A 25,911-nucleotide genomic window follows, 5' to 3' on the forward strand; every position below is an offset into this window, starting at 1 on the left:
AAATTGCCCAGAGACTATGGCATAGATAGAAATATATGGACAGGTAAAATTATTAATTGAAGATAAGTTGGAAAAATACTTTGAATTCAATCAGCTTCAAACAGCAGAACAAATTCAAAATATAATTCACCATATTTATACTTTAGTAAATGATTAGGTAATCTTCTAGCGGGAAGGGAGTAGTAGACCACAGTAGGGAAGTTCCATGGAAGGTTACTACAAGGTTTGGGTTATAGAATATACGGTTCATTAATCTGAAAAACACTGTATTTCTTTAGTCATAAATAAGGTTAATTATGAAAAAAATCAGTGTTTAGGTATTTAGTCAGCAAACCTCTACAGTGAATTTATGTTTTATTTTATCTGCCTATTTGTTTTTTGAGGTTATTTGTTATGTTGATTATATAAAACTATCTCAGTGTAAATAAGTTCAAAATAATTATATCTGATTCTCTTGTGGGTGAAATTATTGGTAGTAAGTATGATATTCAAGCAAAACTGGGAGAAGGTGGAAGTAGTGTTGTTTATTTGGCTGAAAAATTAAATACTAAGGATCGTTATGCGATTAAAACACTTTCTACGGATGAAGAAAATGCAATTAAATTGTTAGAAAGAGAGACTGATACTTTAAAACGTCTGAATCATCCTCATATTGTAAAATTTATAGATTATGGTTATGAAGAGCGTCATAAATTGGTTTATTTAGTCTTGGAATATTTAGATGGTCAAGACATTAAAAGTTATTTTGATAGTGAGATTGATTTAAAAACAAAGTTTAGTTTATTTTTACAGATTATTGACGGAATTAGTCATGCTCATGGAAAGAATATTGTTCATAGGGATATTAAGCCAGATAATATTAAGGTGGTAGATATTGATGAGAAACCCCAAGCAAAAGTTTTAGATTTTGGCATAGCTATTATTACTACTACTGTTTTAACAAATACGATTAGAAGTTATCATACACCTTTGTTTTCTGCGCCGGAGCAAATTAATCTTGAGGGAGTTTCTAGAGATTCGGATGTTTATTCTTTGGGGATGACTTTTTTATATTTATTATCAAGTCAGTCGGAGCGAATTAATTTTCAAGATAAAAGGGATAAAAGTATTCTTTATGAGTCTGTTGAATTAGCTTTGGATGGTTATGAAAATCATCAAAGTTTAATAGAAGATTTTAAAATTGCGACGAATATAGACCGTAAAAAACGCCCTAAGCTTGATGTTTTGAGAAAAGTTATTGCAGATTTTTTAGAGATATTATCTGAAACCAAAAATATAGTATTTAGGGTAACTCCTGGATTGAGAGAAAAAGTAGATAAAAGCAATAATTATCAAGGAGAGGGTTTGAGAGTAAAAAAACATATTGAGTCAGAGTTAAAAGCTAATTCAGGAATCTTATATATTAAAAAACATATTCAAAAGAATCCGCAGCAACAAAAAGAAAATAGGCTGAAGGTAGAAATTTGCCTAGAAACTTTAGCTAAAATTTACCCAATTATTAATAATTAATAATTCTGGTTTAAAGCCTCCCCTTGGATAGGGGAAAAAAAGAAATAATATTTCCTGATCTTCAATCCTCTCGGTTTTAACCAGAGGTAATTATCAATTATCCATTATCAATTATCAATTAATGAACAAGGTTTTATTGAGTTAGACGAACCTGATTATATTGTTATTTATAAAGAGCTAATATCTGTCGCTCCTCAGACACAAGAAATAATTGTTGAAAATGGAGTGGAAATCAAAGTATATCCTATTGTTGAAATAGATTCTAACTTAAGGCGAAAGAGTTATTTAACTGACTTGATATACAAAATTTGGGAGAAAGAAGAACAGGTTAAAAATGAAAGAGAAAATAATCAAGCCTTAGGAGCAACATTTGAGCAATGGCAATCTGTAATTGATATTGAAAAAGAGATTATTAAAGAGCAAAAATCAACTTTTCAATATCGACAAAAATTCTACGATTGGCAAAGAAAAGTTGTAATTTTAACTTTAACAGAAACCATCTCCGTTGAAGATTTGGAAAAAATTACATCTCCTCCATTACCTGTGACTATTTCCACCACAAAACAATCATCTTCGAGTCGCAAAAAATCAAAGCAGTTGCCTATTGGAAAAATTACCGATGGGGAAAAATCTAGTAATGGAGAATTAATTGAAAAACTACATATTAGTATTGGAGATTTCTGCCCTAATGAAATTATTGACTCTATATCAAATACAGGAAAAATCGAAACAAATTTACAAGATGAAGAATCTGAAGTTGAAAAAAGACGTAAAGCTTTAAGAGAAATTAGATATGGTGATTCAGAAAATCCAGAATTATGTCAGGTTATAGCTAATCCATCTAATGTTAAACCAATTGAATCTATATTAATTAGACAATTTTTTAATCGACAATTAGATGAGTCACAACAAAAAGCTGTATCTAAAGCTTTAGCTACTGAGGAAATATTTTTAATTCAAGGACCTCCGGGAACTGGAAAAACTTCTGTGATTACTGAAATTATTCGGCAAATTCTCAAGCAATATCCTAACGATAAAATTTTGATTTCTTCTCAGTCTAATGTGGCAGTGGATAATGTTTTGACGAGAATTTATGGTGTGGAACGTGAAGAAATTAAGTGTATTAGAATTGGCAGAGAAGAAAAAATACAAGAAAGTGCTAAACAGTTTGAAGTAGGGAAGGCTATTATTAACTGGCAAAAATCTATTAGTGAAAAATCTATTGCTTATTGGCAGGAGTATCAGGAGAAAAATGAGCAACTTTTATCAGGGGAGAAAAAGATTTCTGAGCTAGAAGAGATTAAAAGTCAAAATCAAGAGTTGAAAAGTTTGGCTACAAAATTAACAAAAACAATTGCCAGACTTAATTCGGAATTGGTGATTGAATCAGATAATTTGGCATCTATAGAATTTTCGGATATTGGCTTGGAGCTAATTTATGAAAAGCTAGAGTTAGAACGAAAAATATTAGAATCTATAGAAAAATATACTGCTAAATTTGGCATCGAATATCCGGTACAAAAACAGCTTTCAGTTTGGATAGATAGAGAGTCAAAATTTTTAGAGAGTCTTCTGGGAGATAATCAAGAAAATTATCAGAATTTCATCAATTTACAGAATTTAAATAAAGAGTGGAATGAAAAATTGCAGAGAAAACAACAAGATTTGATGTTTGTATTTCTAGATGAAATAAATGTTGTAGGAGCAACTTGTTTAGGGGTAGCGAGATTTAAAGACCGTAATTTTGATTGGGTAATAATTGATGAAGCTGCTCGCTCTACTGCACCGGAAAGTTTTGTTCCAATGTCGAAAGGTAAGAAGATTATTTTAGTGGGAGACCATCAACAGTTACCGCCAATTATTGATAGGGAAGTTCAAGAAAAAGCGTGGAATGAACAACAGATTGAGAAAAGAATTTTAGAAATAAGTTTGTTTGAGTATCTTGATGACAAATTGCCGGATAATAATAAGATAACTTTAACTAATCAATATAGAATGTACCCAGATATTGGTAATTTAGTAAGTGAATTATTTTACGACAGTGAGGTTAAAAGTGAATTTGTTAATCTTGAGAAAAAACAACATGGCTTGACAGAATTGAAGAACAGTATTTATTGGATATCTACTAGCGATGTTCCACGGGAAAAATCTCAAGAAAAACCAGTAGGAAAAAGTTTCACTAATCCTTATGAGGCTAAAGTTATTAAGGCAGTTTTGACAGACATTCAAAATAATTGTGAGTCGAATAATTTATCAAAAGAGGTTGGTGTTATTTCCGCTTATCTTTCACAAATTGGTATTTTAGAATCGACTATTGCTCCTAAAAATAAGGACTTGTGGAAAAATCTAAATATTGTTATTCATACAGTTGATGCTTTTCAAGGTGGAGAAAAGGATCTTATTATTTATGATTTAGTGAGGAGTAATTCTCAGAAAATATTGGATTTTACTTCCGACTATCGGAGATTAAATGTGGCTTTATCCCGTGCTAGACAGTTATTAATTATAGTCGGCAATGATAATATGGCTTATGAAGGTAAAACTCCTCGTAATATTCCTAATCAGTTTAAAGATTTAATCGAATATATTGATGGTAGTAAAGTTTGCTCTCGACTTAAGTCTGCTAAATTTATCAAATGAAATATTCTTTATTACAACAAACCTTTGAGAGGAGTTTGAATACCACACCCCAAAAGATGAAAATTTGGAAAAAGTCAGAAAAATGCAGCTATTAATCAAATTATTACGACGAACCTTTCAGAGGATTTGGGAGACCAAACCCCTACATATAAAAATTTGGAAAAAGTCAGAAAAATGAGGAGCTTAATAATGGATAATAAAATTAAAGACTTGGAAAGTAAGATTAGAAAAAATTATTCACTTGGTGAAGCAATAGTGCTTGACTATAAACAAGTGGGTTATCCTTTCTATATCTTACATGTTGACTTAACTTATTTGGCAAATAGAGAATTACAATTACTAGAATAATTTGTGCTGAAATGTATTACTAATGGGTTGGGAAAACCAAAATAAATTTCTAGTTTTCTTGGTATGGAGAGTTATTTAATAGAAAAAGTATTGTCAGAATTAATTTCCAGAGATTTAGTCAAAAAAGAAGAAAATTTAAAGTTAACGAAAATAGGTTCAGATGCTTTAAAACAACAAACAGTTTTAGCTCCTATTTCTGAAACTCAGACATTTTATCTAGATGCTCTAAATGGAGAACTGACAAACTATTTCTCTCTGAAAATTTTTGACAGTAAAATTCATAAAAATAGTGCCATAAATAAAATTATCAAAAAACCAAGGAAAGGTCATATAGAAGATTTAGTTGATTACTATCCAGATATTGAAAAAATTTTACAAAATTCTCATCCTAATAATCCTGATTCCATAGAATTAGTACAAGTTAATAATATAGAAAAAATATATCCTGAATACCACGAAATTTTGTTAGTTTTATATAAAAATAATCCTGGCGATCGCGAAATTGAATATGAGATTTTTTCTAGAGGTTTTATCCAACCAGAATATCGGAAGACTATAGAACAATTTTATGCTGAAGGGAAAAAAATACTTGAGCCAATTTTTCAACAAGTGGAAGAGGATAAACCTCCTCAAAGTTTAGTCAAGGAAGTTATTTCTCATATTCAAGAGGAGGATATTAAAACTGTAGAAAAGTTAACTACAAAAATTGACTCTCTTGATGACCCTGATAATTTTGTCGAAACTAAAAATAATTCACTAAAAGAGGAAATAAAAAAGCTGAAGCAAGAGCTACAAAAAATAAAATCTCAAACTAGAATTTCAGAGGTAGTTCATACTTATCAAATTCGCGAATATTTACTTAAAGCTTTAAAAGAAGCAAAAAATAGATTAATGATAATTTCACCTTGGATTAAAGCAAATGTAGTTGACAAAAAATTTTTATCAACTTTAGAAACTACCCTCAGAAGAAAAGTAAAAGTTTATATAATCTATGGAATTAAAGGTTCAAATTCTCAAAATGATGATAAGTCGATTAAACAATTAGAGAATTTAAAAGCAAATTACAAAAGTCTCGAATTTGACAAAACTAAAAATAGTCATCGTAAACAAATTATTTGTGATGATAAATTTGCCATAGTAACCAGCTTTAACTTTTTATCATTTAGAGCAGACCCCAATTTAACGTATAGAGATGAACTAGGAGTTATTCTCAGAGACAAACAAACTATTGAAGATTTATTTGAAAGTGGAATTAATTTAATTGGTTAACATCATAAATAAATATAAGTATTCAGCTATTTTCTATTCTCTATTAGCTAATATTATGTTCTGATAATTAGCGATAGAAAATTTTATCCTTTTTCAACTTTCTTTTTCTCCTCATTTCCTCCTGACTCCTCTCTCTTTATTTATAACTATTAACCGAACATAATATAAGTGCAGTTAGCTTTTCCTTTCTTGCCAAATTATGCACCAACAGAATCATAATCAATATAGACTCATTACTTCTAAGGTTAAAGAAAAGTCTTTTGACCGTCACTTTTAATTCTCTATCAATTTCTCAATTGCTTCAATCTCTTCCTCCAAATCAATAGTTGATAGCTAATAGCTGAATACTTTACTCACAAACTATTGATTTATGAATTATTCCTGTACTATAAATCTGCAAAAATACCAAATAAATCAACTTAATATCCCAAATTTTAGGGACGTTCCATGAAACGTCCCTACATTATTTTTCACTAGATATTTGTTGAATAACTATTAACTTTTCCTGATGGAATCCTCGACAAATAGCATTTAGCTAGCTTCCAGCGGAGGAACTACGTTAACAGCTAAAAATCCAAGGATTTAATTCTCTTAGCTCACTCTATTTAAAAAATTAGTGGTGCGTGTTAATAAGGGTTTTAATCCCTTATTATAAATATTGAGAAGCTGATAGCTAATAGCTGAAAGCTGACAGCTTCTTTAATTACTAGCTTTTTGAATTGAAGGACTTGATTGAGCTAAATATAATCCTAACAATACAATAGAAAATCCTAGCCAACTAATTATAGTAAGTTGTTCTGAGAATAATACCCAAGCAATTAAAGCAGTAATTACAGGTTCCAATAAAAAGCATAAAGCAACAAAACCAGAGGAAAAAGTTTTCAAACTATAAGTAATAAACCCATGACCTAAAACTTGGGCAATTACTGCTAAACCAATAATTGATAACCATCCCTCCCAAGAAAAAGGTAAAATATGATCTTCGGTTAACAAAGCAATAGGAAGAGTAAATAAACTACCACTGATACAAGTCCATAATAAGATAGTTGTTGCAGAAAATTTCGAGCGAAGTTGTTCAATTAATAAGTAGTAAGCACCAAATAAAATTGCAGATGCAAATGCTGCTAAGTCGCCAGTAAAATGTTCTAAATCTACTTGTATATCATCTGCTCCAATTGCAATTGCTCCTACTATAGCTATTCCCATTCCTATTAAAAATCTACGGTCAAAACGAAGACTTAAAAATATCCATCCCCCCAGAGCAGTAAAGATGGGAATCATATTATGAAGTATAGTTGAATTCGCTACATTAGTTTGGGTTAAAGACCATGCCCAAAGAAGTAAACTAGGAGCAAAAGTAAAACCACCAGCTAATAACCAAATCCACTCACGAAATGTATAAGTTGAATATTGTTCGTTTTTATTAGCTGATGATTGATTTTTTTGAGCTTGGAAATTATTCCAAAACCACAAGACAAAACCAGAGATGACAAAACGATCTAATATTGTGCTAGCAGGTCCTAATTCTCTTTCACTTAATCGAATAAAAATTGCTGCTAAGGATACAGCTAATAATCCTATTAATAATGCTATTAAAGAGAAAAATGTAGATTTTTGTGCTGAATTTTGAGGGAGTAATTGTATTTGACTTGTCATGTTAAATTTACCTTTGAATTTTGTACCAGTTAGAAACTCAACTTACGATATTTGTCTGATTTTCTAGACTAACTAAAATTTATTTAGTTATTTGATATTTTTAGCTATGAGAATTAAACAATATTTAGGAATCTGTATTGCAAACTATGAGTTTGAGATTGCTTTACTGTGGTTTGCAATGACAGAAAAATATTGCTTTGTGTAAGTCTTATTTAAGTAACCTCTAACTAAATATTTTTTGATTTACTGCTCGCAAAAAGGAATTTTTATGGTATAAGGAGGTAGTAAAAAAAATATTAGTTTTTCCAAGCCCAATCGATTGTTAGAATCTGCTAGTAATTAATTACTCCAACAATTCTAAATAAATTATGAATATATAAATAATTATACAGCATGGTTTTGACAACAGCAATTTTCTCTTGGAAAATCAAATGTGAAAAAAATGAGAGTAATACAAAGGTTTATGTATTTGTGCAAACACAAATTAAAAATTGCTAAATATTACTAAAGAGGAAGTACTATGCTATTTTCAAAATATTGAAACACTTATCTCTCAGAGTATTACCCGTTAATATAAAAAATCTTTAGTATCAGATAAAAAAAAATTTTCCTTGACAAAATACACAAAAAAAGATAAATTAGCTATCCAAATTATCAATTCTTAGGTAGCAATTATGACCAAAAAATAGGATATCCTGCCTTGAATAGGGAATGAAAGGAATAAACTTCAGTATTTCAAGCCTCCTATATACAGCCCGCGATATGAAGAACTAAAGTTACGAGCCAGGATGCTCACTGTCAACGAAGTTCCTCTGAAAGAGGCTAACTAATAACTACTAACTGAAATGACCCCAGAAAATAGCCATTCAAATAAATTAGGAATTATTGTTAATTTTTTTCAATTTAATCAACTGCAAACTAATTTCTACACAGAGATAATCGCAGGAATAACTACCTTTGTTACAATGGCGTATATTTTAGTAGTAAATCCTGACATATTATCCAAAGCAATTTTTTTAGAAAGTTCTGGCGATCTATTTGGAGAATTAGTAATTGCTACAGCAATATCAGCAGCATTTGCAACTCTAATTATGGGAATATATGCGAATTATCCTTATGCTCTAGCACCAGGTATGGGATTAAATGCTTATTTTACTTTTTCAGTAGTTTTAAAATTAGGAATTTCTTGGCAAGTTGCCTTAGCTGCTGTTTTTATAGAAGGCTTAATTTTTATTAGTTTAACTGTTAGTAAATTTCGCATTCAAATAGTTAATAATATTCCCGAATGTATTAAACAAGCGACTACAGCAGGGATAGGTTTATTTATTGCTTATATAGGTCTAACAAGTAGCAAAATAATTGTCAGTAACGAAGCTACAACTACCACTTTAGGTAATATCAATCAACCAGAAACTTTGGTGGCGATCGCTGGAATAATAATTACATCAGGTTTTGTAGCTCGGCGGATTACTGGAGCATTACTATGGGGAATATTAGCCACAGCATTACTAGCCTGGATTTTAGGAATTGCACCTTTACCTCAAGTAATTATTAGTTTACCGCAGTTACCAACACATTTATTCGGTCAAGCATTTGTTGGTTTAGACAATATAGTTAAAACTAATATTTGGGAGTTAATTAATATTATTTTTGTTTTGATATTTGTTGATTTATTTGACACAGTAGGTACTTTAACAGGATTAGGAATAAAAGCTGGAGATTTTAATCAAACAAGAGAATCATTAAACTTAAATAAAGCATTTATGGCAGATGCGATCGGCACAACATTTGGGGCAATAATGGGTACTTCTACAGTCACAAGTTACATTGAATCTGCTGCGGGTGTTTCTGAAGGAGGGCGTAGTGGATTTACTGCTGTTGTTGTTGGATTTTTATTCATTTTATCTATATTTTTTATTCCTTTATTATCAGCAATTCCTTCTTTAGCAACTGCACCTACTTTATTAATTGTTGGAGTATTAATGATGGGTAGTGTTCGTAATATCTCTTGGGACGATCCAGCAGAATCTATTTCAGCATTTTTAACAATTATAATTATGCCTTTAAGTTATTCTATAGCAGATGGATTGGCTATGGGTTTAATTACTTATCCTATTCTCAAAAGTTTTCAAGGTAAATTCCATGAAACTACTCTTTTTATGTGGATATTAACAGTAATTTTTGTCTTAAAGTTTTTGTTTGTAAATAAATAAAAAATTGTAGAAAAAATATACATAAGTTATATAGTAATCAGGAACAAATTTGAGAATTTGAGTATTCCTTAAAAATAAAATTTTAGAATATAGGGATTATCATCTTGAGAAGATAAGTAGGTATGCGCAAATAAACGTCACTATGTAACGAAATGTTAAAGCAGTTGAAACCCTTGATATTGCTTCCTTCCGCTCCGCTGCAGTCGCAATGACATACTTGTAAATTTTTTCACCTACCTACTTACTATTTTGATTTATTATCTACTTTAAGAGTGTCTATTACTTATTCCCTAACAATCTATAATTTATAACGATTAAAATTAGATTGCTATATATGATATTATCAAACTCAATATATATCATTTCTGAGTAAACTTTAAGTAAACTTGTCTTTTTTCTTTCCTGTTTCCTGTTCCTGAAAAGCTAAAATTTTGTATCTCATAAGTATGGAAATTGCTAGATCATTAATCAAAGAGTTGAGTTATGCGAAAATTATTTGTAATTACAGAACAAGAAAGCTCTAGTAACATTTTTTTTGCTAATCTGATTGAAAAATTTAACAGTAAAAACTATGAGTATTTTATCGCAAATTATAGTAATTATGAAAATAATCAAAAACTAAAGGAATCAGATTATTTAATTTTACTATTAACTGCCAAATCAATTCTCAATGAGATGGTAACTGAGACAGTCAGAATAGCCCAAAACAATCAAGATAATCATCCAGAAAAAAAGCCATGGATAATACCTATTAAAACTAATATTCCCATTGATTCACCTTGGGATTATAATCTATATAGTTATTTATTTAAAATTAGACAATGGGAATGGCAAAATACTGACGAACCTGAAAAATTAATTGTCAAAATTATTGACTATATAGAAAAAACAGTCTTTCCATCAACAGCAGAAATGGTAAGAGAATCAAAATTTATCAATGATTTTGCTAGGAATTTTACTTATAGAAAGCCTTTGCCATCTTCACCACCAAAAGTACCAAAAAGTCAAGATAATTACGGTCCTAGTTTTTATATTGAGCGCCCTCCCATTGAAAAAAATTGTTATCAAGAAATTACTAAACCAGGTGCTTTAATTAGAATTAAAGCACCCAGACAGATGGGAAAAACATCTTTAATGGCAAGAATTTTAGATCGTGCTGCCAAATTAGGATATCGAACAGCAGTATTAAATTTACAATTGGTTGATAGTCAAATTTTTAACAATTTAGATAAATTTTTGCGATGGTTTTGTGCTGCGGTAGCTTCAGAATTGAATTTAGCAACTAACTTAGATAATTATTGGAACGAAATTTTTGGCAGTAAAGTATCCTGTAAATCTTATTTTGAAAGATATATTTTGAAAAGTATTGATACTCCCATAGTATTGGCACTAGATGAAGTAGATCATATATTTCAATATCCAGAAATTACTGTAGACTTTTTTAGTTTATTACGAGCTTGGCATGAAGATGCAAAAAATCGTGACCTTTGGAAAAATATGCGATTAATAGTTGTACATTCAACAGAAGCTTATGTGTCTATAGATATTAATCAATCACCTTTTAATGTTGGTTTACCAATTGATTTGCCAGAGTTTAATGCAGATCAAATTCAAGATTTAGCTAGGCATTATCACTTGCAATTAGATATGTCTGAAATAAAAAAATTAATGGGAATTATTAGTGGAAATCCTTACTTAATAAAATTAGCTTTATATCAACTTTCTCAAAAGAATATTACCATAGATGAATTGTTAAAAACGGCAGCAACAGATATAGGGTGTTATGCAGCTCATTTACAACGACATTGGTGCTACTTGCAACAATATCCAGAATTAGCACAAGCAGTTAAAGCAGTAGTAAATTGTCATCAACCAGTAAAATTAGAAATAATGCAAGGATTAAAGTTAAACAGTATAGGATTAGTAAATTTGCAAGGAAATCAAGCTACACCACGTTGTGAATTATATAATTTATATTTTAGAGATCGTTTGGAAAATTAAAATTTTTAGTAGTTAATATTCAGTAGTTACTAATGGATAATGGATAATTATGTTTGCGTTCCGCAAAGCTTTCCTGACGGAATACTGGGCATTCATGTCGCCCAGAGTTATCCTGACGGACTGCTGCCTTTTGCAGAGGAGCTATCCTACGGAATGATCCGCAAAAGCTTTTCATGTCGCTCCGCGTTTTCCTTATAAAACATACAAATAATTTTGTTTACCTGCTTATTATGTATGCAAGACAAAAAAATATCTACTAATATTAATAGATTAATTTGAATAAGCACCTACACAAAATTAATTAATTTTTTAGATTAGGCTTCAGATACAATTTGATATAGTAATCCATTTCAGATTTATAAAAAATCTAAAACTCTATCTCCGTTTCCTGTTGCCTAATTCTCATAGATTTTTTCACTACCGAAATAAGACTCCTAAATAGTTATCAATTTAGTTAATAAAAGTAAATTAATATAGATGTTGACAAATAGACCTTGACAAATTATTATTAGTTGCTTAAACTGGCAACTATTAAAAATAATTATCAATAATCAAGAAGTATTTATGCACAAAAAATATGAAGATAGCTCATGCAAAAATGTAGATAGAAAAGAGAAAGCATGGGAATTTACATTTCTAGGAGATAGCAGCTACATCTCGGAAAAGGAGAAAGACCATGAAGTTGCTCAACCATCAGTAGTACAAACCTAAAAAATGACGGGAGGAAAGTTCCCGGAAGATTTATCCCCTGGTTGAATAACGACACGCGGCTTTCAACCCGGCGTTACTTTCCGGTTTGATTTTCAATATACTTCCTAAGAGTCTGTGTTGAAGCATTTCCTGTTGTGGCACAAAAAAAGCTAGGAGTCCAAAGTGTGGGTAACTTTAGTAATCTAGGAAATTCTTTTCTCAAGTGATGAGAAGCCCTACCTTTGACTCGTTTGATAATTACAGAGGGTGCAAAAGTTGGGTCAACTTCTAAAAATAAATGTACATGGTCTGGCATTATTTCTAGAGCTATCAGTCTCCAATCATGCTCAGTACATAACTCAAAAATAATCTGTTGCAATCGTTGCTTTACATCTCCTATCAATACTGGCCTTCTACGCTTTGGACAAAATACAAAATGGTAATTAATCAGTGTTACTGAGTGAGGATTTCTTCTATATTCGTCTGGTTTTTTCTTCATAATCTTGTAGACATAATATGTTTATTAGTTATATTATATCTACAGGAGGTAATGACTAATGTACGGATGTCAACAACACTTAGTTAAAAGTAGCCCAGAAGTGATGGCAACTCTTGAATACCTATGCACACAAGCAAATAAGTTGACAAATTGCGGGATTTATTATTGTCGCCAAATGCTGTTTAAAGCAGGACGCTTTGTGTCTAAGGCTGAACTAGATTTTGAGTTAAAAAGTAATCCCCATTTTAAGGCAATGCGTTCAGCCTGTGCCCAACAAACACTGCACTCTGTGATTGAGTCCTTTAACTCCTATGCCAGACTAGCTAAAATGTTCAAATCGGGGGAGCTAGTACAGAATCCTAAAGCACCAAAATACCGCAAAAAGGATGGTTTAGCAGTTGTCAGTTATCCAGCACGGTGGGTAAAGCTGGTGAATGGAATGCTTAAGTTCCCTTTAGGAAAGCAAGTCAAAGCATGGTTCGATATTGACCATTTTTTGTTACCAATGCCTGGTAACTTAGACTTTAATCAGATCAAGGAATTTAGGTTCGTCCCTAGAAATAACTGTTTCTATCTGGAATTTGCTTATGAGCAACCACATTCAGAAAAAGGTCAGCCAATAGTAGAAAATGTTTTGGGTATTGACCCTGGTTTGAGCAATTGGTTGACCTGCGTGAGTAATGTGGGGAAGGCTTTTATAGTTGATGGAAAAAAAGTTAAATCTCAAAATCAATGGTACAACAAGCAAGTAGCTAAAATAAAATCAGGCCAGCCTGGTGACTATTGGGATAACCAACTTGCTGTTATTACTGAAAAGCGTAACCGCCAGATGCGGGAAAATGTGAACAAAGCAGCCAGATTTGTGATCAACTGGTGCATTGAGCATCAAATAGGTACGATAGTTTTTGGTTGGAATCAAAGCCAAAAAGATAGTATTAACATTGGCAAGAGAAATAACCAGCAGTTCGTTCAAATACCTACGGCCAAGTTAAAAGCCCGGATAGCTGAATTATCTAAGCAGTATGGGATTGAGTTTGTTGAGACTGAGGAATCGTATACTTCTAAGGCATCGTTTTTAGATGATGATTTTCTGCCGACATTTGGTGAAAAACCCGAAAGGTGGGAAGCATCAGGAAAGCGTGTTAATCGTGGTTTGTACCGTTCAGCAGTAGGCAAATTAATTAATGCTGATGCTAATGGTGCTGGAAATATTATCAGAAAAGTAGCGACACAGCTAAGTTTAGACTTGGCCAAGGTCAGTAGGGAAGTTTTGATGCTTCCACAACGATATAACTTAGATAGTCTAACTAAAAAGTATCGTAAGCAGTGCATAGCGTGGCTTTAGTCCGCGTAGCACATCCGCTTAGAATCCAGGGTGTTTTAACCCCTGGAGACATCAATAACTTCCCACTCACACAAGCAAAACGAGGCGATCGCTTATGTATCGTTGCTATAAATGCTGAAGGTGACATGACTCGTCGCTTGAAAAAAATGGGTTTGGTTGTAGGAGTAGAGCTAGAGGTACTCAGTCACAACCCCAGTGGTTCAAAGATCGTTGCAGTAGAAAATCACAATATTGGCTTAGAATCTAACCCTGCTAAGAATATTATCGTATCTTCGATAACCACAGTACGAGATAGTAGCTAATATAACATCATAACAATAAAATCTGAGGTAATCAAAATGAATTTAGCTGATTTAAGAATAGGACAAATAGCAATAGTCGATCAAGTCCTAAGCATTGGTCACGAACAAGGAATAGTGCAGAGACTAGCAGCAATGGGAGTAGTTTCTGATAGACCAATACAAGTTTTACGAAAAGCTCAATTCAATGGACCGTTACACATTCGAGTCGGAGCAACCACAGAAATAGCTATCCGACTCGATGAAGCAGAAATGATAGTTATTAAAACAGATGAGGATGATGAGATAAATTTCTATCAAGGCTCTCAAATGATCCCTAAGTCTGTAATAGAGTTAATGGAACAAGTTAAAACTATATCATTACTGATATTAGTTTCTATTATTTTTTTGGTTATTGGTCAGCTTTATCAATTCTTTAATAGTGGAAATATTTATCAAGCTAATCAACAACAAATTGCTGGTAATATTGTTGCCAAATCAAGTTCAGAATTAACAGAAAATCAAACATTAGAAACAGTAGGCGTAGACAAAAATGCACCAAAAATAAATCCAGGAAATAACAAATTTGTTTCCTCTGAAACTACAACTAAAGCTACTACTCAAAATACCAGCAATTAGATAGCAACAACAACTAATTCTAGCAGTGAAAGTGTCGAGTCAATTGGTAAAAAAAATTAACGACGAAAAACAAATCGCTAGGTTACAACAAAAACTCTATACTAATATTGATAATAACTGAAAAAAAACAGTCAAACAAACTGCTTAAAATCGATAAAAACGGGGTTATTATTTCTTACGAAGCTTTTAATCAAATAGCAAAAAATCATCTGAGCAGCACACCATTACCAAATTTAGTTAAGCCTAATGCCACTAATCAAATAGAATGGGCTGAGTTTGCAATTTTACTTTATGAAGATGGTAATCTAGAGATAGAACCAAACTAATTTTATAGTTCTTATTTTGCCAAGGTTATAGCTGATAATAAAGCTATAAGTAGTCGGACAAAATTAAAGTTAACTGTGATAGAAGGCAACAGGCAACAGGTAAACAGAGATTTTTGCTTCAAGGTAGAAGGCAGAAGTTTTGTAGTCTACCTTTGTGAAAACCGCTACAATTCCTTAATTATAAATTATAAATTCTAAATTCATCAAATGACTTGTCATAATAATACAGCAACAATCCCTAAATCTAATGCAACAAAAAGAGTTGCTTTAATTGGGATGCCAAATACAGGAAAATCCACATTTTTTAATCGGATTACTGGAGTTTCTGCTCATGTAGGAAATTGGCCGGGAATAACAGTCGATATCTTGCAAGCTGAGGTCAAAATAAATAACGAAATAACACAATTTGTAGACTTGCCAGGAGTTTATAATCTCAACGGTTTTTCCGAAGATGAAAAAGTCGTTCAAATATTCCTAGAAAATAATCCTGCTGATTTAGTAATAGTCGTTATTAATGCCTCACAAATTGACCGTCAGATTTTGCTGCCATTGCAGGTAAAAGCTTTTGGTTTACCGGCAGTTGTAATGCTAAATATGTCAGATGAAGCTAAAAAATATGGAATTAAAATAGACACGAAAGAATTATCTAAACGTTTGGGAATGCCAGTGTTTCTAATAAGTGCTAAATATGGCAAAGGTTATATGAACGCATATATGGCAATTTCAGAACAGTTGAAAGAGAGTAAAAATTCAACAAAATTAGATATCTTAAAAGCAGACGAAAATATTTCTGTTGACGACATAGATTCTGTCTTAAATGGAACTGTGAATATGCCTTCCGAAATGGCAAAAAATTTCACAACTCAAGTCGATAAAATTGTGCTTCATCCTGTCTGGGGTTTACCGTTATTTTTCTTAGGAATGTTCCTAGTTTTTTGGGCAGTTTGGAATATCGGACTTCCTTCAATAGACCTTCTCGAAATTGTGATTGAATGGGTACAATCATCAATTGTTGAACCGATAGTTCAACTTTTTCCACCGCTAGTTGAAGACTTTCTCATGAATGGGGTTTGGGCTGGGGTAACTACAGTTGCTTCTTTTGTGCCACTAATTATCGTATTTTTTATAATTATGGCAGTCTTAGAAGATAGTGGCTATCTATCACGTTCCGCCTATTTAATGGATGCCTTGATGGCAAGATTAGGTTTAGATGGACGTAGCTTTGTACTGCATATAATGGGGTTTGGTTGTAATGTTCCAGCATTAATGGGAACCAGGGTAATGCGATCGCGTGCTTTACGACTATTAACCATGTTGATTATTCCTTTTGGTTTATGTTCGGCACGACTGCAAGTATTTGTATTTATTATTGCAGCAGTATTTCCTAATGGCAATGGAGCCTTTGTTTTATTCTCTCTATATATCCTCAGTTTTCTAGTTGCTATTATTACCGCAGCATTATTTCAAGGAATATATAAGAATGAAGAACCTTTCGTTTTAGAACTACCTCCTTATCGTTTACCTACATTGAAACAAATTTTCCTGAGAAGTTGGGGAGAAGTTAGAGAATTTTTAGCTAGAGCATCTGGTTTTATTACTGTTGGTTGTATAGCAGTTTGGGTACTTACAAGTTTACCTCCAGGAGCAACAGGATTAGATACAATTGGCGGTCAAATTGGTCAATTTATGAGTCCTATTATGGACCCTATTGGTATCAATCCTTATTTAACATTATCCCTATTTTTTGGCTTCATTGCTAAGGAAATTGTTATCGGTTCTTTAGCAGTTATCTATAGCATGAGCGAACAGGGTGTTAGTAGTAATATTGCCGAGACAGTTACTTTTATTCAAGGATATAGTTTCTGTATTTTTTGTTTACTTTATACCCCATGTTTATCTACTCTAGCTACCTTGGTAAAAGAGGCAAAATCATGGAAATTTTCCCTACTTTCTTTAGTATTTCCATTAATTTTAGCTTGGGTTGCTAGTTTCGTTTTCTACGAAGGAGCTTTAGCTTTAGGTTTTTAAAGTAAATATTAAGGTATGAGGATTGGATTATCTAGTAAGATTTAAATGAAATTAACTGTCAATAAATATAATTTCATTCCTGAATTTCTAGAGTTTATTTAATCCTCAACTCTAAAAATAAGATTGGGCAAAATTTAATCAAAAATTAATTACTTTTCACCATATTTTCTTGTTATAATAATAGTTTATAAATCAGGAGAGTCTAATATGGCAGAACAAATGAATCAAAATCCAGCAGAATCACTTAATAACAATTTACCCGTTGCAGTTAATCAAACTATTCAACAAGCAACTCATAACTTACCACAACAAATTAAACAAACTGTAATTCAAAATAGAGTTCCAATTGCAGTAGGTATAGGAACAGTTGTATTAACTCCAATTCTTTTACCCCTGTTAAAACCTGTAGCTAAAGCAACTATTAAAACAGGAGTTTCTTTCCTTGAAAAAACTAAAGGTGCTTTAGCAGAAACTGTAGAAGTATTCGGGGATATTGTGGCGGAAGCAAAGGCAGAGGTAGCAGCAGAAACACAACATAAATCCAACTTAAAAGCAGGTTTATATTCTCAAGAAAAATCAAATACAACTAATTCACCAACTCCTTAAAACAGTTATCAGATCACAGATAACAGTTAACAGTTATCAGTAGTTCCTGCTTATAGCTAAAAGTTCGTGTCTCTCAATTATCTGAAAAGAAATAATTTTCCCGAATATTACTGTTGACTGTTGACTGATAATTAAAGGATTTTTATAAAATTTATTAGCTCGTTAAAAATTTTGTTATTCCAGTTAATTTAGCCTACTTTAGCCGCTTCAAAAGCATAGAAACAGGGTTTATATTAAGTGCCCCACATACTAACATCTACCTCTCATAAACCCGGTTTCTTATAACACTCCGAAGTAAGCTGATTTGATATAATATGATATCTGGTTAAATAGTTATAATTAAAGTTCGTAGTAGGGCTTCATCCCTATCTATAAATTAGGGATGAAGCCCTACTACAAACAAACAGTTTTTCATTACTGATTATCCAAATATGATATAACAGGCAAGAGTGGGTTGTAGGAAGTGTAACTAATTTTTACGGAATACTTAATGATGCAAATTTGAGTTATTTATCTTGAATTTTTCAGGATAGGTTTTTTTCTGATTTTTCAACCTACCCTCGCAAAATTTTAACTTTTCATCTCCGTTTGAGATTCCGCTAAATTATCAGCAAATTCTTCACCAACTTCTGCAAAATTTGTCTTACTTTGTTCATAAAAGGAAAGACCACTTTTAATCACAGATTTAACTAGTGGTCTAGCAAATTTTGTTATAGTCGGAGCAATGTATGGAGTAAGCCAAAATGCACCTAACCCTAATATGGCAAGATGATTATTAGTTTGACCGTCTTCAATCATTTCTCGGAGATGAAGAGTGACAACAGATCTTTTTAAGTGAACAAGTGACATAATTTTAAGAATTAAGAAGGAATTAATTAATGGATAATTGATAATGGATAATTGATAATGAAGAATTACCTCTTTAACAATGGTAGGAATTACGCAAAGAAACCGGGTTTTTAAGATAAATCATTGTTTTTAATAATTGATCTTGACGAAAAAAACCGGTTTCTTGGTTCGCCTGCGTAAGTCCTGAATGGATAATGAAAACTCTCTCTAATTATCAACTATCAATTGGTAAGAAATTAACTGAAATATTTCTTCAAAATTTCTTAACTCATAAATAATATCCTGGTCTTAAGGATAGGGTTAAAAAACAAAAGAAATCGTGCAGTTATTTTCTATGATTATACTTTAACAGTTAGAGCAATTCCTAGAGTTATGAGGTGCATTTACAATCCCCCTAAATCCCCCTTAGAAAGGGAGACTTTGAAGATTCACCTCTTACAAAGGGAGGCGGGGGGGATATAAAACTGTACCTCATAGATTAAACAACTGCTATATTTATCCAAAGGTAATTATTCATTATCAATTATCAATTATCAATTATCAATTATCCATTATCAATTATTTACTGCTTTCCAACTGATGCTGTACTAGAGGACGTAAACTATTTAAACCAGCGGCGATCGCACTACCATTATGGACCACAGTAGCAATTAAAGGATGTAGTCCGACTGTCGAAGCAAACCCCAAAGCTACCAAATTTGGCCCCACTACCATTACTGTATTTTGTTCAATCAGATTTTTAGTTTCCTTAGCAATAGCGATCGCCTCCAATAAACTAGATAAATTGTTATTCATTAACACCACATCTGCTGTTTCCCTTGCTACATCCGAACCATCTTCAAAAGAAACCGACACATCAGCATAAGCTAAAGCCACAGAATCATTCAACCCATCCCCCACAAAAGCCACAGTCTTTCCAGCTCGACGCAAATCTCGCACAATAGCCGCTTTTTGGTCAGGAAAAGCTTCCGCATGAACTTGAGACGCCGGAATTTTCAACTCCTGCGCCACTATCTTTGCCCTAACCTCGTTATCCCCAGTCAGCAAATGGACTTCCATGCCATAATCTTTCTCCAACTTAACAATTAGAGGCATACTTTCTGGACGTACTGGATCTTTATATTGAATCGCTCCTTGAAACTGCCCATCGCAAGCTACATAAATCAAAGATAACCACTCAGACACCGGACATTCTTGGTTGGGATGTTCGCAATTTTCCTGAAAACAGGGATGATGCTCATAAAAACAATCCAAATTAACCCCCGCCTGAGTCAAAAACTTCTCACTCCCTACCAAAACATCCTTACCATCAATTTCTGCCTGAATACCCAACCCAACTTTATAATCCCACTCACCCCGTGGAGAAATCTCCACTCCCTTTTCCTCAGCATAACGAGCGATCGCCTCTGCCACTGGATGAGTAATACGTTGTTCGGCAGAAGCTGCTAAAGCTAATACTTCTTCTGCGCTCATTCGCCCGGCAACAGTTTCTACTCCCACCACAGCAATATTACCTTGAGTCAAAGTACCAGTCTTATCAAAAACAATCGTATCAATATCAGCCAACATTTCCAAAGTACGACCGCTCCTAACCAAAATTCCATGTCTGGTAGTATGATTAAGCGCACCCAAAAATGCCGTAGGCACAGATACCCGAATTCCTGTCACAAAATCGAGAGTCAGAATAGATGCTGCCCTACTGGCGTTACGAGTTGTAGCTAAGACAATGCTGGCTAAAACCAAGGAAGGCAAAATTAATTTGTCAGCCATTTGAGAGGCATAATTTGCCATTCTAGTGTCATGCACTGGAGCTTTTTGCAATAGCTCAATACTCGCAGCAGCACGAGTTTGTTTACCTACCCTTTCTGCCCTGATATCAATTTGACCAGAACGCACCAAAGTTGAAGCATAGACAAAAGTGCCTAATTTTCCTACTACTGGCATTGACTCTCCAGTGAGTTGTTGTTGGTCAATGACTGCCTCACCTTGCAACACTTGCCCATCCACAGGTATTTGTTCTCCTGGGTAAACTATTACTGTGTCCCCCTGTTTTACTTCATCGCTTGGTATTTGTTGTATCTCTCCATTTCTTTCTACCCAGGCAAAATGTCCGATAGCATCCAACAAGTCTGAGGTTTGATGTTCGGTTGATCTGGCAGTTTGTTCGCGAATTACATCTCCCAGTTCGTGGAGGGTTAACACTAATGCAGGTGTTAATACTTTGCCTTGAATTGCACCTAGAGTGAGGGAGAGGAAGTCGAGACAGTCGATATTTAGGTGACGGTTGATAAATACACTCTGAAAAGCTCGTTTCACCACTGGAAAAGCTGCAATAGCTAAAGCGCTGAAACTAAGTTGGGGGGAAATTGGTAATTTTAATGGTCCGCCGAGAAAAGCTAACAGGGTTGCTATACCTGGTATTGCTAAACTTGACCATTCTCCCTCATTTTCATCTTCCGTTTCTGGTGGTGGTTGGGAGTCAACTTTTTTACTCACAAATGTGATGGCAGAACTATCAACATTTTCCATCAGATATATCAGATGGTCTCGCACTTCTACTTCCGATTTGCCTTTTGTCTGATAATTAATCGCGATCGAACCCGCAGCTTGATTCACCCGAACTTTTTTGACGTGGGTATCCGATTCTAATAATGCTTGTACATTTCTAGCATAATTTCGATCTAAAATCAAGTGCATCACGCGAAACCTGACTCGTCCAGGAATCCCATGAACTAATGATATTGTCGGAGTTTTGACTCCTAGTACAGATGCCGATCCCTGATCTTGTGATTTAATAATTTGCATAATTTTAATTGAATCCGAAAGTATTGCTAATATAACAAAGCAGTAGGTAGGGACGTTGCATAACAAAAATGCGTTTCATGTTGCGGAGCAAAACGTCCCTACAGATTCTAATTTGACTATATAGAACCCCTAAGCGTATCTTTTCTTAAAGTAGAAAGGCTTCAGGAAACCCGTTTTAAAGAGCCTAACAACTATAAGGGTTCAAAAAACCGAAAAATCATGAAAAATGACTGCCAGAATCATAAAACCCAGATGAGTATTATACCAATTACCAAAAGTAATGCTATACTTCAGTTTGACTTCTGAAGTCAAATATTTAGCAAAATTCAAAGTCTGTTTTTGACAATTATTAATCGGTTAGTATTAGTTTTTCCTACTTTTAACCTCTCCCCCACCTCCCCCACTTCCCCCACTTCCCCACCCAATCATATATAGCATTCTTTTTGAGAAATGGTATTAGACTTGTAATTTGTTAAATAGATACCAAATGGGTTCTATAGAAATTATTAACTTCTCTTACTTTTATAGCGCTTTTCATTAACGTAGAATACAGAGATTTTGGCTTATATCATGTTCGGATAATCACTAACTATAATGTCATTGCGACTGGAACGGAGTGTAAAGAAGCAATATCAAGGGTTTTAGATATCTCTTCCATCTATATCCTAATCATAACTATTCAACCGAACATGATATTAAAGGCAGAGGGCAGAGGGCTGAAGGCAGAAGTTTTGTAGTTTACCTTTGTAAAAACCGCTATAACTTACCGAATAATTAAGGTTTAAAGCCTCTCCTTTATTAGAGAGAGGTAATTATCAATTATTAATTATCCATTATCAATTATCAATTATCCATTATCAATTATCCATTATCCATTATCCATTATTAATTATCCATTATTAATTATCCATTATTAATTATCCATTATTGAATCCTCTGCTTCAGATATTTCCTCTTCATCAGAATCAGCTTTTTCAATTATACTCATCAATAGCATTCCCAGTTCCCAGTCTGACATTCCTTCTGCCTGATATTGAATAACAATAGAAGCTGCTGCCTTATTTATCCGAACCTTTAATACATGGGAATCACTATTTAACAGGTGTTCTAACCGTTTAACATAATTTGGTTCCGATGCTACCCTTGGTATGCGCAACCGGATGCGACCAGGAGTTGAATGCACTATAGTGTATGCTGGTGAGTCATCACTGGTAACTGGAGTCACTGATTGAGAAATAGTTGTTACCTCAGTATCAACCACAGGTGCAACTACAGTTACTTTTTGCTCTTTAAGTTGTTCAATGATTTGTCGGACGAAACCAGCAACTGTTAGGTTAACCAGCAATGCCGTCGCACCCCGTAATTGAAATCTATTGGTAATCATCATTCCCACTAGGGGTGGTAGAATAAATTCAATTTCATTATGAGCTTGTAAAAATGCACCTAACTGTTCCCCAGTTGTTTCAACTGTGTTTGTACTGTTTGTATAGTTTGAGGTTGTGGTCATTATTTACATCCTCTTAAAATTATCCATTATGAGCATTAAATGTGAATATATTTATTTTAGTTGATATTTTCAAGTAATCGTACAATATCGGAAGCGAAATTAATGATTGTTTAAGTATTGAAGGAAATATCAGAGAATAATACAGACATTAGTATATAATCAATAACTCATAATAAAGGTTATGGTTTTGGCATATTGACTGGGAAGGTTGAAACCATTATCCCAAAATAGTTTTGAAGTGCTTGTCACTCCGTGAGTTAAAAACTTTATTTAAGTAAATTGGTATCAACAATTAAATCTTTGCTCTAAGTAGAATTTCAATCCCTTGTTGATTCGCAAGGGGTAAATTTTAATTTTTGTAGAGCTATATTACATTTAGTCTTAAAGCTTGAAATTATATCCAAAATGTAATATAATGTCTCAAACAAGATAAAATAATGTCTCAAAAAACATAATAACAATAAATTAAGAAGTAATGATGATGAATTTATCGGATTTAAAAATAGGGCAAATAGCAATAGTTGATCGAATTATCAGCAGTGAGGATACACGAGGAATTGTTGAGAGACTAGAAGAAAAAGGAATAGTTTCTAATAAACGAGTAGAAGTATTGCAGGAAGGCAAATTTTCTAGTTCGTTGCATATCAGAGTAGGTTCAAGCAAAGAAATAACTATCCAACCCCAGGAAGCCGAAATGATAATTGTTAAAACAGATATTTCAACTAAAGATACGATTCCCGATAGTAGAACAGAATTAACTGAACAAGTTAAAACAGCATCATTAGTTTCATTAACTACTATTATTTTAGTTGTAATTTCTGGATTTTATCGCATCCTAATTACTGGAGATATTCATCAAGGAAATCAAGCAAAAGTTGTGGCTAATGTTGTTTACAACTCAAATTCAACAGGGAAAAAAAATCAAACATTAGAGACAATAGACAAAAGTAAAGTTCAAACAACAATGGTCAGAAGTATTGATACAGTAAATAAGAAATCTGAATTCTCAGATAAGGCTGGGAAAAAAAATCATCAAAATACCAACAACCATGTAAGGAAAACAACTCATTCTCCACCCCCAAATGTAGAGCAAATAGCTAAAAAGATCACCAACAAAACAGAGTTATTAGAATTAAGACAAAAACTATACAATACTATCGATCAAACATGGAAAATTCCTATAAATGTAACTTCAATATACCTAGTTAAAGTCGATAAAAATGGCGCGATCGCTGCTTACGAACCTTTCAATCAAATAGCAGCAGATAATTTGGAAAAGACACCTATACCCAGTCTAGTTAATTCTAATGCTACTACTAAAAAAGAATCACTCAAAACAGAGTGGGCTGAGTTTACAATTTTATTTTATGATAATGGTACTTTAGAGGTTCAATCAAAGTAATTCAATTTCCCAAGTTTCATAAATGGGGGATAATTTTAATAGTTTTGTAGCACAGGCATCTTGCCTGTTGCTTACATTTTCCCGTAGGTAGGATGACTCTAATAATATTCACCACTCCCCTTAATAATCCCTAAAATATTTGATAGAAACAAATAAAGCAAACTTCTCGATTAAACTATATTTTACAGAGTATACCAACTATCCAAGATTTCAATAAGCTTAAACAATAGTGTTTAAGTAAACCTTAAATATTGCAGTGCAGGAGTCAGAATTAATCGCTTCTATACCATTTTTTTAAGTTGCGGAACTTACAGTAGATTTCATCAAGCGTGAGGTTAAACTTTCATAGACAAGATGCCTATCCTACACAGCTTTTATAATTAAAAATTGACATAAAATAAGACTATTTGTATGATTAGATACTGTAGTTATAATAATAGCTAAATAACTTAATATAATTACTTAACTATGTTACATAATTATCTAAAATAATCAATATGAATCAACTAAAATTTGTAGGTAAAGTATATTTAGTAGGAGCAGGACCGGGAGACCCCGGACTAATGACACTCAAAGGTAAAGTGCTATTAGAACAAGCTGATGTTGTGATCTACGATGCTCTCGTTAGTCCTAACATCCTGACAATGATCAACCCCAATGCTGAAAAAATTAATGCAGGCAAACGTCGCGGTCGCCACTCCCTAGAGCAAACACAAACAACTCAATTACTAATTGAAAAAGCAAAAACTTATGCAGTAGTGGTACGTTTAAAAGGAGGTGACCCCTTTGTCTTTGGTCGTGGTGGAGAGGAGATGGAAGACCTAATGCAAGCAGGAGTACCTGTGGAAGTGGTTCCTGGTGTCACCTCCGGTATTGCTGCACCTGCTTATGCTGGTATTCCCCTAACTCATAGAAACTATAGTTCCTCAGTTACCTTTGTTACAGGTCACGAAGCAACAGGTAAATATCGACCAGAAGTTAATTGGGAAGCGATCGCCCACGGTTCAGAAACAATAGTGATTTATATGGGGGTTCATAACTTACACAATATTATCAAAGAACTTACCATTGCCGGATGTTCCCCAGAAAAACCTATTGCTTTAATTCAGTGGGGAACTCGATCCGAACAAAAAGAATTAATTGGCACTCTCGACAATATTGTAGAACAAATTGAAGCAACTGGGTTTGAAGCACCAGCTATTGCTGTTATTGGCAATGTAGTTAATTTGCATCAAATATTAGGGAATTCATTAATGGATAATGGATAATGGATAATGGATAATGGATAATGGATAATGGAT

General features: G+C 33.1%; 20 protein-coding genes. 15 read left to right on the forward strand and 5 right to left on the reverse strand.

Features of this window, described 5'->3' with window-relative positions:
* Positions 1-456 precede the first annotated feature (456 nt).
* The 4 genes from ACP6PL_RS13755 (at position 457) to ACP6PL_RS13770 (ending at position 5,766) form a co-directional block, all read left to right on the forward strand.
* On the forward strand, positions 457-1,509 hold the full coding sequence (locus tag ACP6PL_RS13755; RefSeq protein WP_426545826.1) for a serine/threonine protein kinase: 1,053 nt from the start codon (positions 457-459) through the stop codon (positions 1,507-1,509).
* 225 nt (positions 1,510-1,734) lie between these two features.
* Positions 1,735-4,149 (forward strand): AAA domain-containing protein, encoded by a 2,415-nt coding sequence (locus tag ACP6PL_RS13760; RefSeq protein WP_426545827.1) that lies wholly within the window; start codon positions 1,735-1,737, stop codon positions 4,147-4,149.
* Between the two features lie 189 nt (positions 4,150-4,338).
* Positions 4,339-4,497 carry a hypothetical protein gene (locus ACP6PL_RS13765; RefSeq protein WP_426545828.1) on the forward strand — a complete coding sequence of 53 codons (159 nt, stop codon included), beginning with the start codon at positions 4,339-4,341 and terminating at the stop codon, positions 4,495-4,497.
* 63 nt (positions 4,498-4,560) lie between these two features.
* The gene (locus ACP6PL_RS13770; protein ID WP_426545829.1) at positions 4,561-5,766 is read left to right on the forward strand and encodes a phospholipase D-like domain-containing protein; all 1,206 of its coding nucleotides are present in this window, start codon (positions 4,561-4,563) and stop codon (positions 5,764-5,766) included.
* Between the two features lie 699 nt (positions 5,767-6,465).
* Here the strand turns inward: ACP6PL_RS13770 and ACP6PL_RS13775 are convergent.
* Positions 6,466-7,422 (reverse strand): DMT family transporter, encoded by a 957-nt coding sequence (locus ACP6PL_RS13775; protein WP_426545830.1) that lies wholly within the window; start codon positions 7,420-7,422, stop codon positions 6,466-6,468.
* Between the two features lie 845 nt (positions 7,423-8,267).
* On the opposite strand from ACP6PL_RS13775, the gene ACP6PL_RS13780 reads away from it, so the two are divergent.
* From ACP6PL_RS13780 to ACP6PL_RS13790, 3 genes are all read left to right on the forward strand, one after another.
* A complete protein-coding gene (locus ACP6PL_RS13780) occupies positions 8,268-9,635 on the forward strand; it encodes an NCS2 family permease (protein WP_426545831.1) in 1,368 nt (455 codons plus the stop codon).
* A 483-nt stretch (positions 9,636-10,118) separates the two neighbouring features.
* On the forward strand, positions 10,119-11,636 hold the full coding sequence (locus tag ACP6PL_RS13785) for an AAA-like domain-containing protein (RefSeq protein WP_426545832.1): 1,518 nt from the start codon (positions 10,119-10,121) through the stop codon (positions 11,634-11,636).
* Between the two features lie 564 nt (positions 11,637-12,200).
* A complete protein-coding gene (locus tag ACP6PL_RS13790) occupies positions 12,201-12,347 on the forward strand; it encodes a hypothetical protein (RefSeq protein ID WP_426545833.1) in 147 nt (48 codons plus the stop codon).
* A 73-nt stretch (positions 12,348-12,420) separates the two neighbouring features.
* On the opposite strand, the gene tnpA is transcribed toward ACP6PL_RS13790, so the two are convergent.
* Positions 12,421-12,825, reverse strand: coding sequence for an IS200/IS605 family transposase (tnpA, locus tag ACP6PL_RS13795; protein WP_426545834.1), 405 nt, complete (start codon positions 12,823-12,825; stop codon positions 12,421-12,423).
* A 58-nt stretch (positions 12,826-12,883) separates the two neighbouring features.
* On the opposite strand from tnpA, the gene ACP6PL_RS13800 reads away from it, so the two are divergent.
* The 6 genes from ACP6PL_RS13800 to ACP6PL_RS13825 all read left to right on the forward strand — a co-directional run bounded on the left by ACP6PL_RS13800 (position 12,884) and on the right by ACP6PL_RS13825 (position 18,047).
* Positions 12,884-14,170 (forward strand): RNA-guided endonuclease InsQ/TnpB family protein, encoded by a 1,287-nt coding sequence (locus ACP6PL_RS13800; protein ID WP_426545835.1) that lies wholly within the window; start codon positions 12,884-12,886, stop codon positions 14,168-14,170.
* A complete protein-coding gene (locus ACP6PL_RS13805; protein ID WP_426545836.1) occupies positions 14,161-14,472 on the forward strand; it encodes a FeoA family protein in 312 nt (103 codons plus the stop codon). Before ACP6PL_RS13800 ends, ACP6PL_RS13805 begins: the two co-directional genes overlap by 10 nt.
* Before the next feature lie 36 nt (positions 14,473-14,508).
* Positions 14,509-15,087, forward strand: a complete 579-nt coding sequence (locus ACP6PL_RS13810) for a FeoA family protein (RefSeq protein ID WP_426545837.1) — start codon at positions 14,509-14,511, stop codon at positions 15,085-15,087.
* A gap of 107 nt (positions 15,088-15,194) precedes the next feature.
* Positions 15,195-15,413, forward strand: coding sequence for a hypothetical protein (locus ACP6PL_RS13815; protein WP_426545838.1), 219 nt, complete (start codon positions 15,195-15,197; stop codon positions 15,411-15,413).
* A 207-nt stretch (positions 15,414-15,620) separates the two neighbouring features.
* Positions 15,621-17,441 carry a ferrous iron transport protein B gene (gene feoB / locus ACP6PL_RS13820; protein WP_426545839.1) on the forward strand — a complete coding sequence of 607 codons (1,821 nt, stop codon included), beginning with the start codon at positions 15,621-15,623 and terminating at the stop codon, positions 17,439-17,441.
* Positions 17,442-17,648: 207 nt separating this feature from the next.
* Positions 17,649-18,047 carry a DUF5132 domain-containing protein gene (locus tag ACP6PL_RS13825; RefSeq protein WP_426545840.1) on the forward strand — a complete coding sequence of 133 codons (399 nt, stop codon included), beginning with the start codon at positions 17,649-17,651 and terminating at the stop codon, positions 18,045-18,047.
* 570 nt (positions 18,048-18,617) lie between these two features.
* Here the strand turns inward: ACP6PL_RS13825 and ACP6PL_RS13830 are convergent.
* The 3 genes from ACP6PL_RS13830 to ACP6PL_RS13840 form a co-directional block, all read right to left on the reverse strand.
* Complete coding sequence (locus tag ACP6PL_RS13830; protein ID WP_426545841.1) at positions 18,618-18,896, reverse strand: DUF5132 domain-containing protein; 279 nt, start codon at positions 18,894-18,896, stop codon at positions 18,618-18,620.
* Between the two features lie 558 nt (positions 18,897-19,454).
* Positions 19,455-21,701, reverse strand: coding sequence for a heavy metal translocating P-type ATPase (locus ACP6PL_RS13835; RefSeq protein WP_426545842.1), 2,247 nt, complete (start codon positions 21,699-21,701; stop codon positions 19,455-19,457).
* A 913-nt stretch (positions 21,702-22,614) separates the two neighbouring features.
* Positions 22,615-23,208, reverse strand: a complete 594-nt coding sequence (locus tag ACP6PL_RS13840; protein WP_426545843.1) for an HMA2 domain-containing protein — start codon at positions 23,206-23,208, stop codon at positions 22,615-22,617.
* Positions 23,209-23,683: 475 nt separating this feature from the next.
* Here ACP6PL_RS13840 and ACP6PL_RS13845 point away from each other — a divergent pair, with 475 nt between their 5' ends.
* Both ACP6PL_RS13845 and cobA read left to right on the forward strand, forming a co-directional pair.
* The gene (locus tag ACP6PL_RS13845) at positions 23,684-24,610 is read left to right on the forward strand and encodes a FeoA family protein (RefSeq protein ID WP_426545844.1); all 927 of its coding nucleotides are present in this window, start codon (positions 23,684-23,686) and stop codon (positions 24,608-24,610) included.
* 497 nt (positions 24,611-25,107) lie between these two features.
* Entirely contained in the window at positions 25,108-25,878 is a 771-nt protein-coding gene (cobA, locus tag ACP6PL_RS13850) for a uroporphyrinogen-III C-methyltransferase (protein ID WP_426545845.1), read from the forward strand.
* The last annotated feature ends 33 nt before the right edge of the window (positions 25,879-25,911 follow it).

It is taken from the genome of Dapis purpurea BLCC-M126, assembly GCF_050015975.1.
In the GTDB taxonomy this organism is placed as follows: Bacteria; Cyanobacteriota; Cyanobacteriia; order Cyanobacteriales; family Microcoleaceae; genus Trichodesmium.

Coding starts and splice junctions, on each gene's coding strand:
- ACP6PL_RS13765 (WP_426545828.1), top strand. CDS start 4,339: ATGGATAATAAAATTAAAGACTTGGAAAGTAAGATTAGAAAAAATTAT.
- ACP6PL_RS13770 (WP_426545829.1), top strand. CDS start 4,561: ATGGAGAGTTATTTAATAGAAAAAGTATTGTCAGAATTAATTTCCAGA.
- ACP6PL_RS13775 (WP_426545830.1), bottom strand. CDS start 7,422: ATGACAAGTCAAATACAATTACTCCCTCAAAATTCAGCACAAAAATCT.
- ACP6PL_RS13780 (WP_426545831.1), top strand. CDS start 8,268: ATGACCCCAGAAAATAGCCATTCAAATAAATTAGGAATTATTGTTAAT.
- ACP6PL_RS13785 (WP_426545832.1), top strand. CDS start 10,119: ATGCGAAAATTATTTGTAATTACAGAACAAGAAAGCTCTAGTAACATT.
- ACP6PL_RS13790 (WP_426545833.1), top strand. CDS start 12,201: ATGCACAAAAAATATGAAGATAGCTCATGCAAAAATGTAGATAGAAAA.
- tnpA (WP_426545834.1), bottom strand. CDS start 12,825: ATGAAGAAAAAACCAGACGAATATAGAAGAAATCCTCACTCAGTAACA.
- ACP6PL_RS13800 (WP_426545835.1), top strand. CDS start 12,884: ATGTACGGATGTCAACAACACTTAGTTAAAAGTAGCCCAGAAGTGATG.
- ACP6PL_RS13810 (WP_426545837.1), top strand. CDS start 14,509: ATGAATTTAGCTGATTTAAGAATAGGACAAATAGCAATAGTCGATCAA.
- feoB (WP_426545839.1), top strand. CDS start 15,621: ATGACTTGTCATAATAATACAGCAACAATCCCTAAATCTAATGCAACA.
- ACP6PL_RS13825 (WP_426545840.1), top strand. CDS start 17,649: ATGGCAGAACAAATGAATCAAAATCCAGCAGAATCACTTAATAACAAT.
- ACP6PL_RS13830 (WP_426545841.1), bottom strand. CDS start 18,896: ATGTCACTTGTTCACTTAAAAAGATCTGTTGTCACTCTTCATCTCCGA.
- ACP6PL_RS13835 (WP_426545842.1), bottom strand. CDS start 21,701: ATGCAAATTATTAAATCACAAGATCAGGGATCGGCATCTGTACTAGGA.
- ACP6PL_RS13840 (WP_426545843.1), bottom strand. CDS start 23,208: ATGACCACAACCTCAAACTATACAAACAGTACAAACACAGTTGAAACA.
- ACP6PL_RS13845 (WP_426545844.1), top strand. CDS start 23,684: ATGATGATGAATTTATCGGATTTAAAAATAGGGCAAATAGCAATAGTT.
- cobA (WP_426545845.1), top strand. CDS start 25,108: ATGAATCAACTAAAATTTGTAGGTAAAGTATATTTAGTAGGAGCAGGA.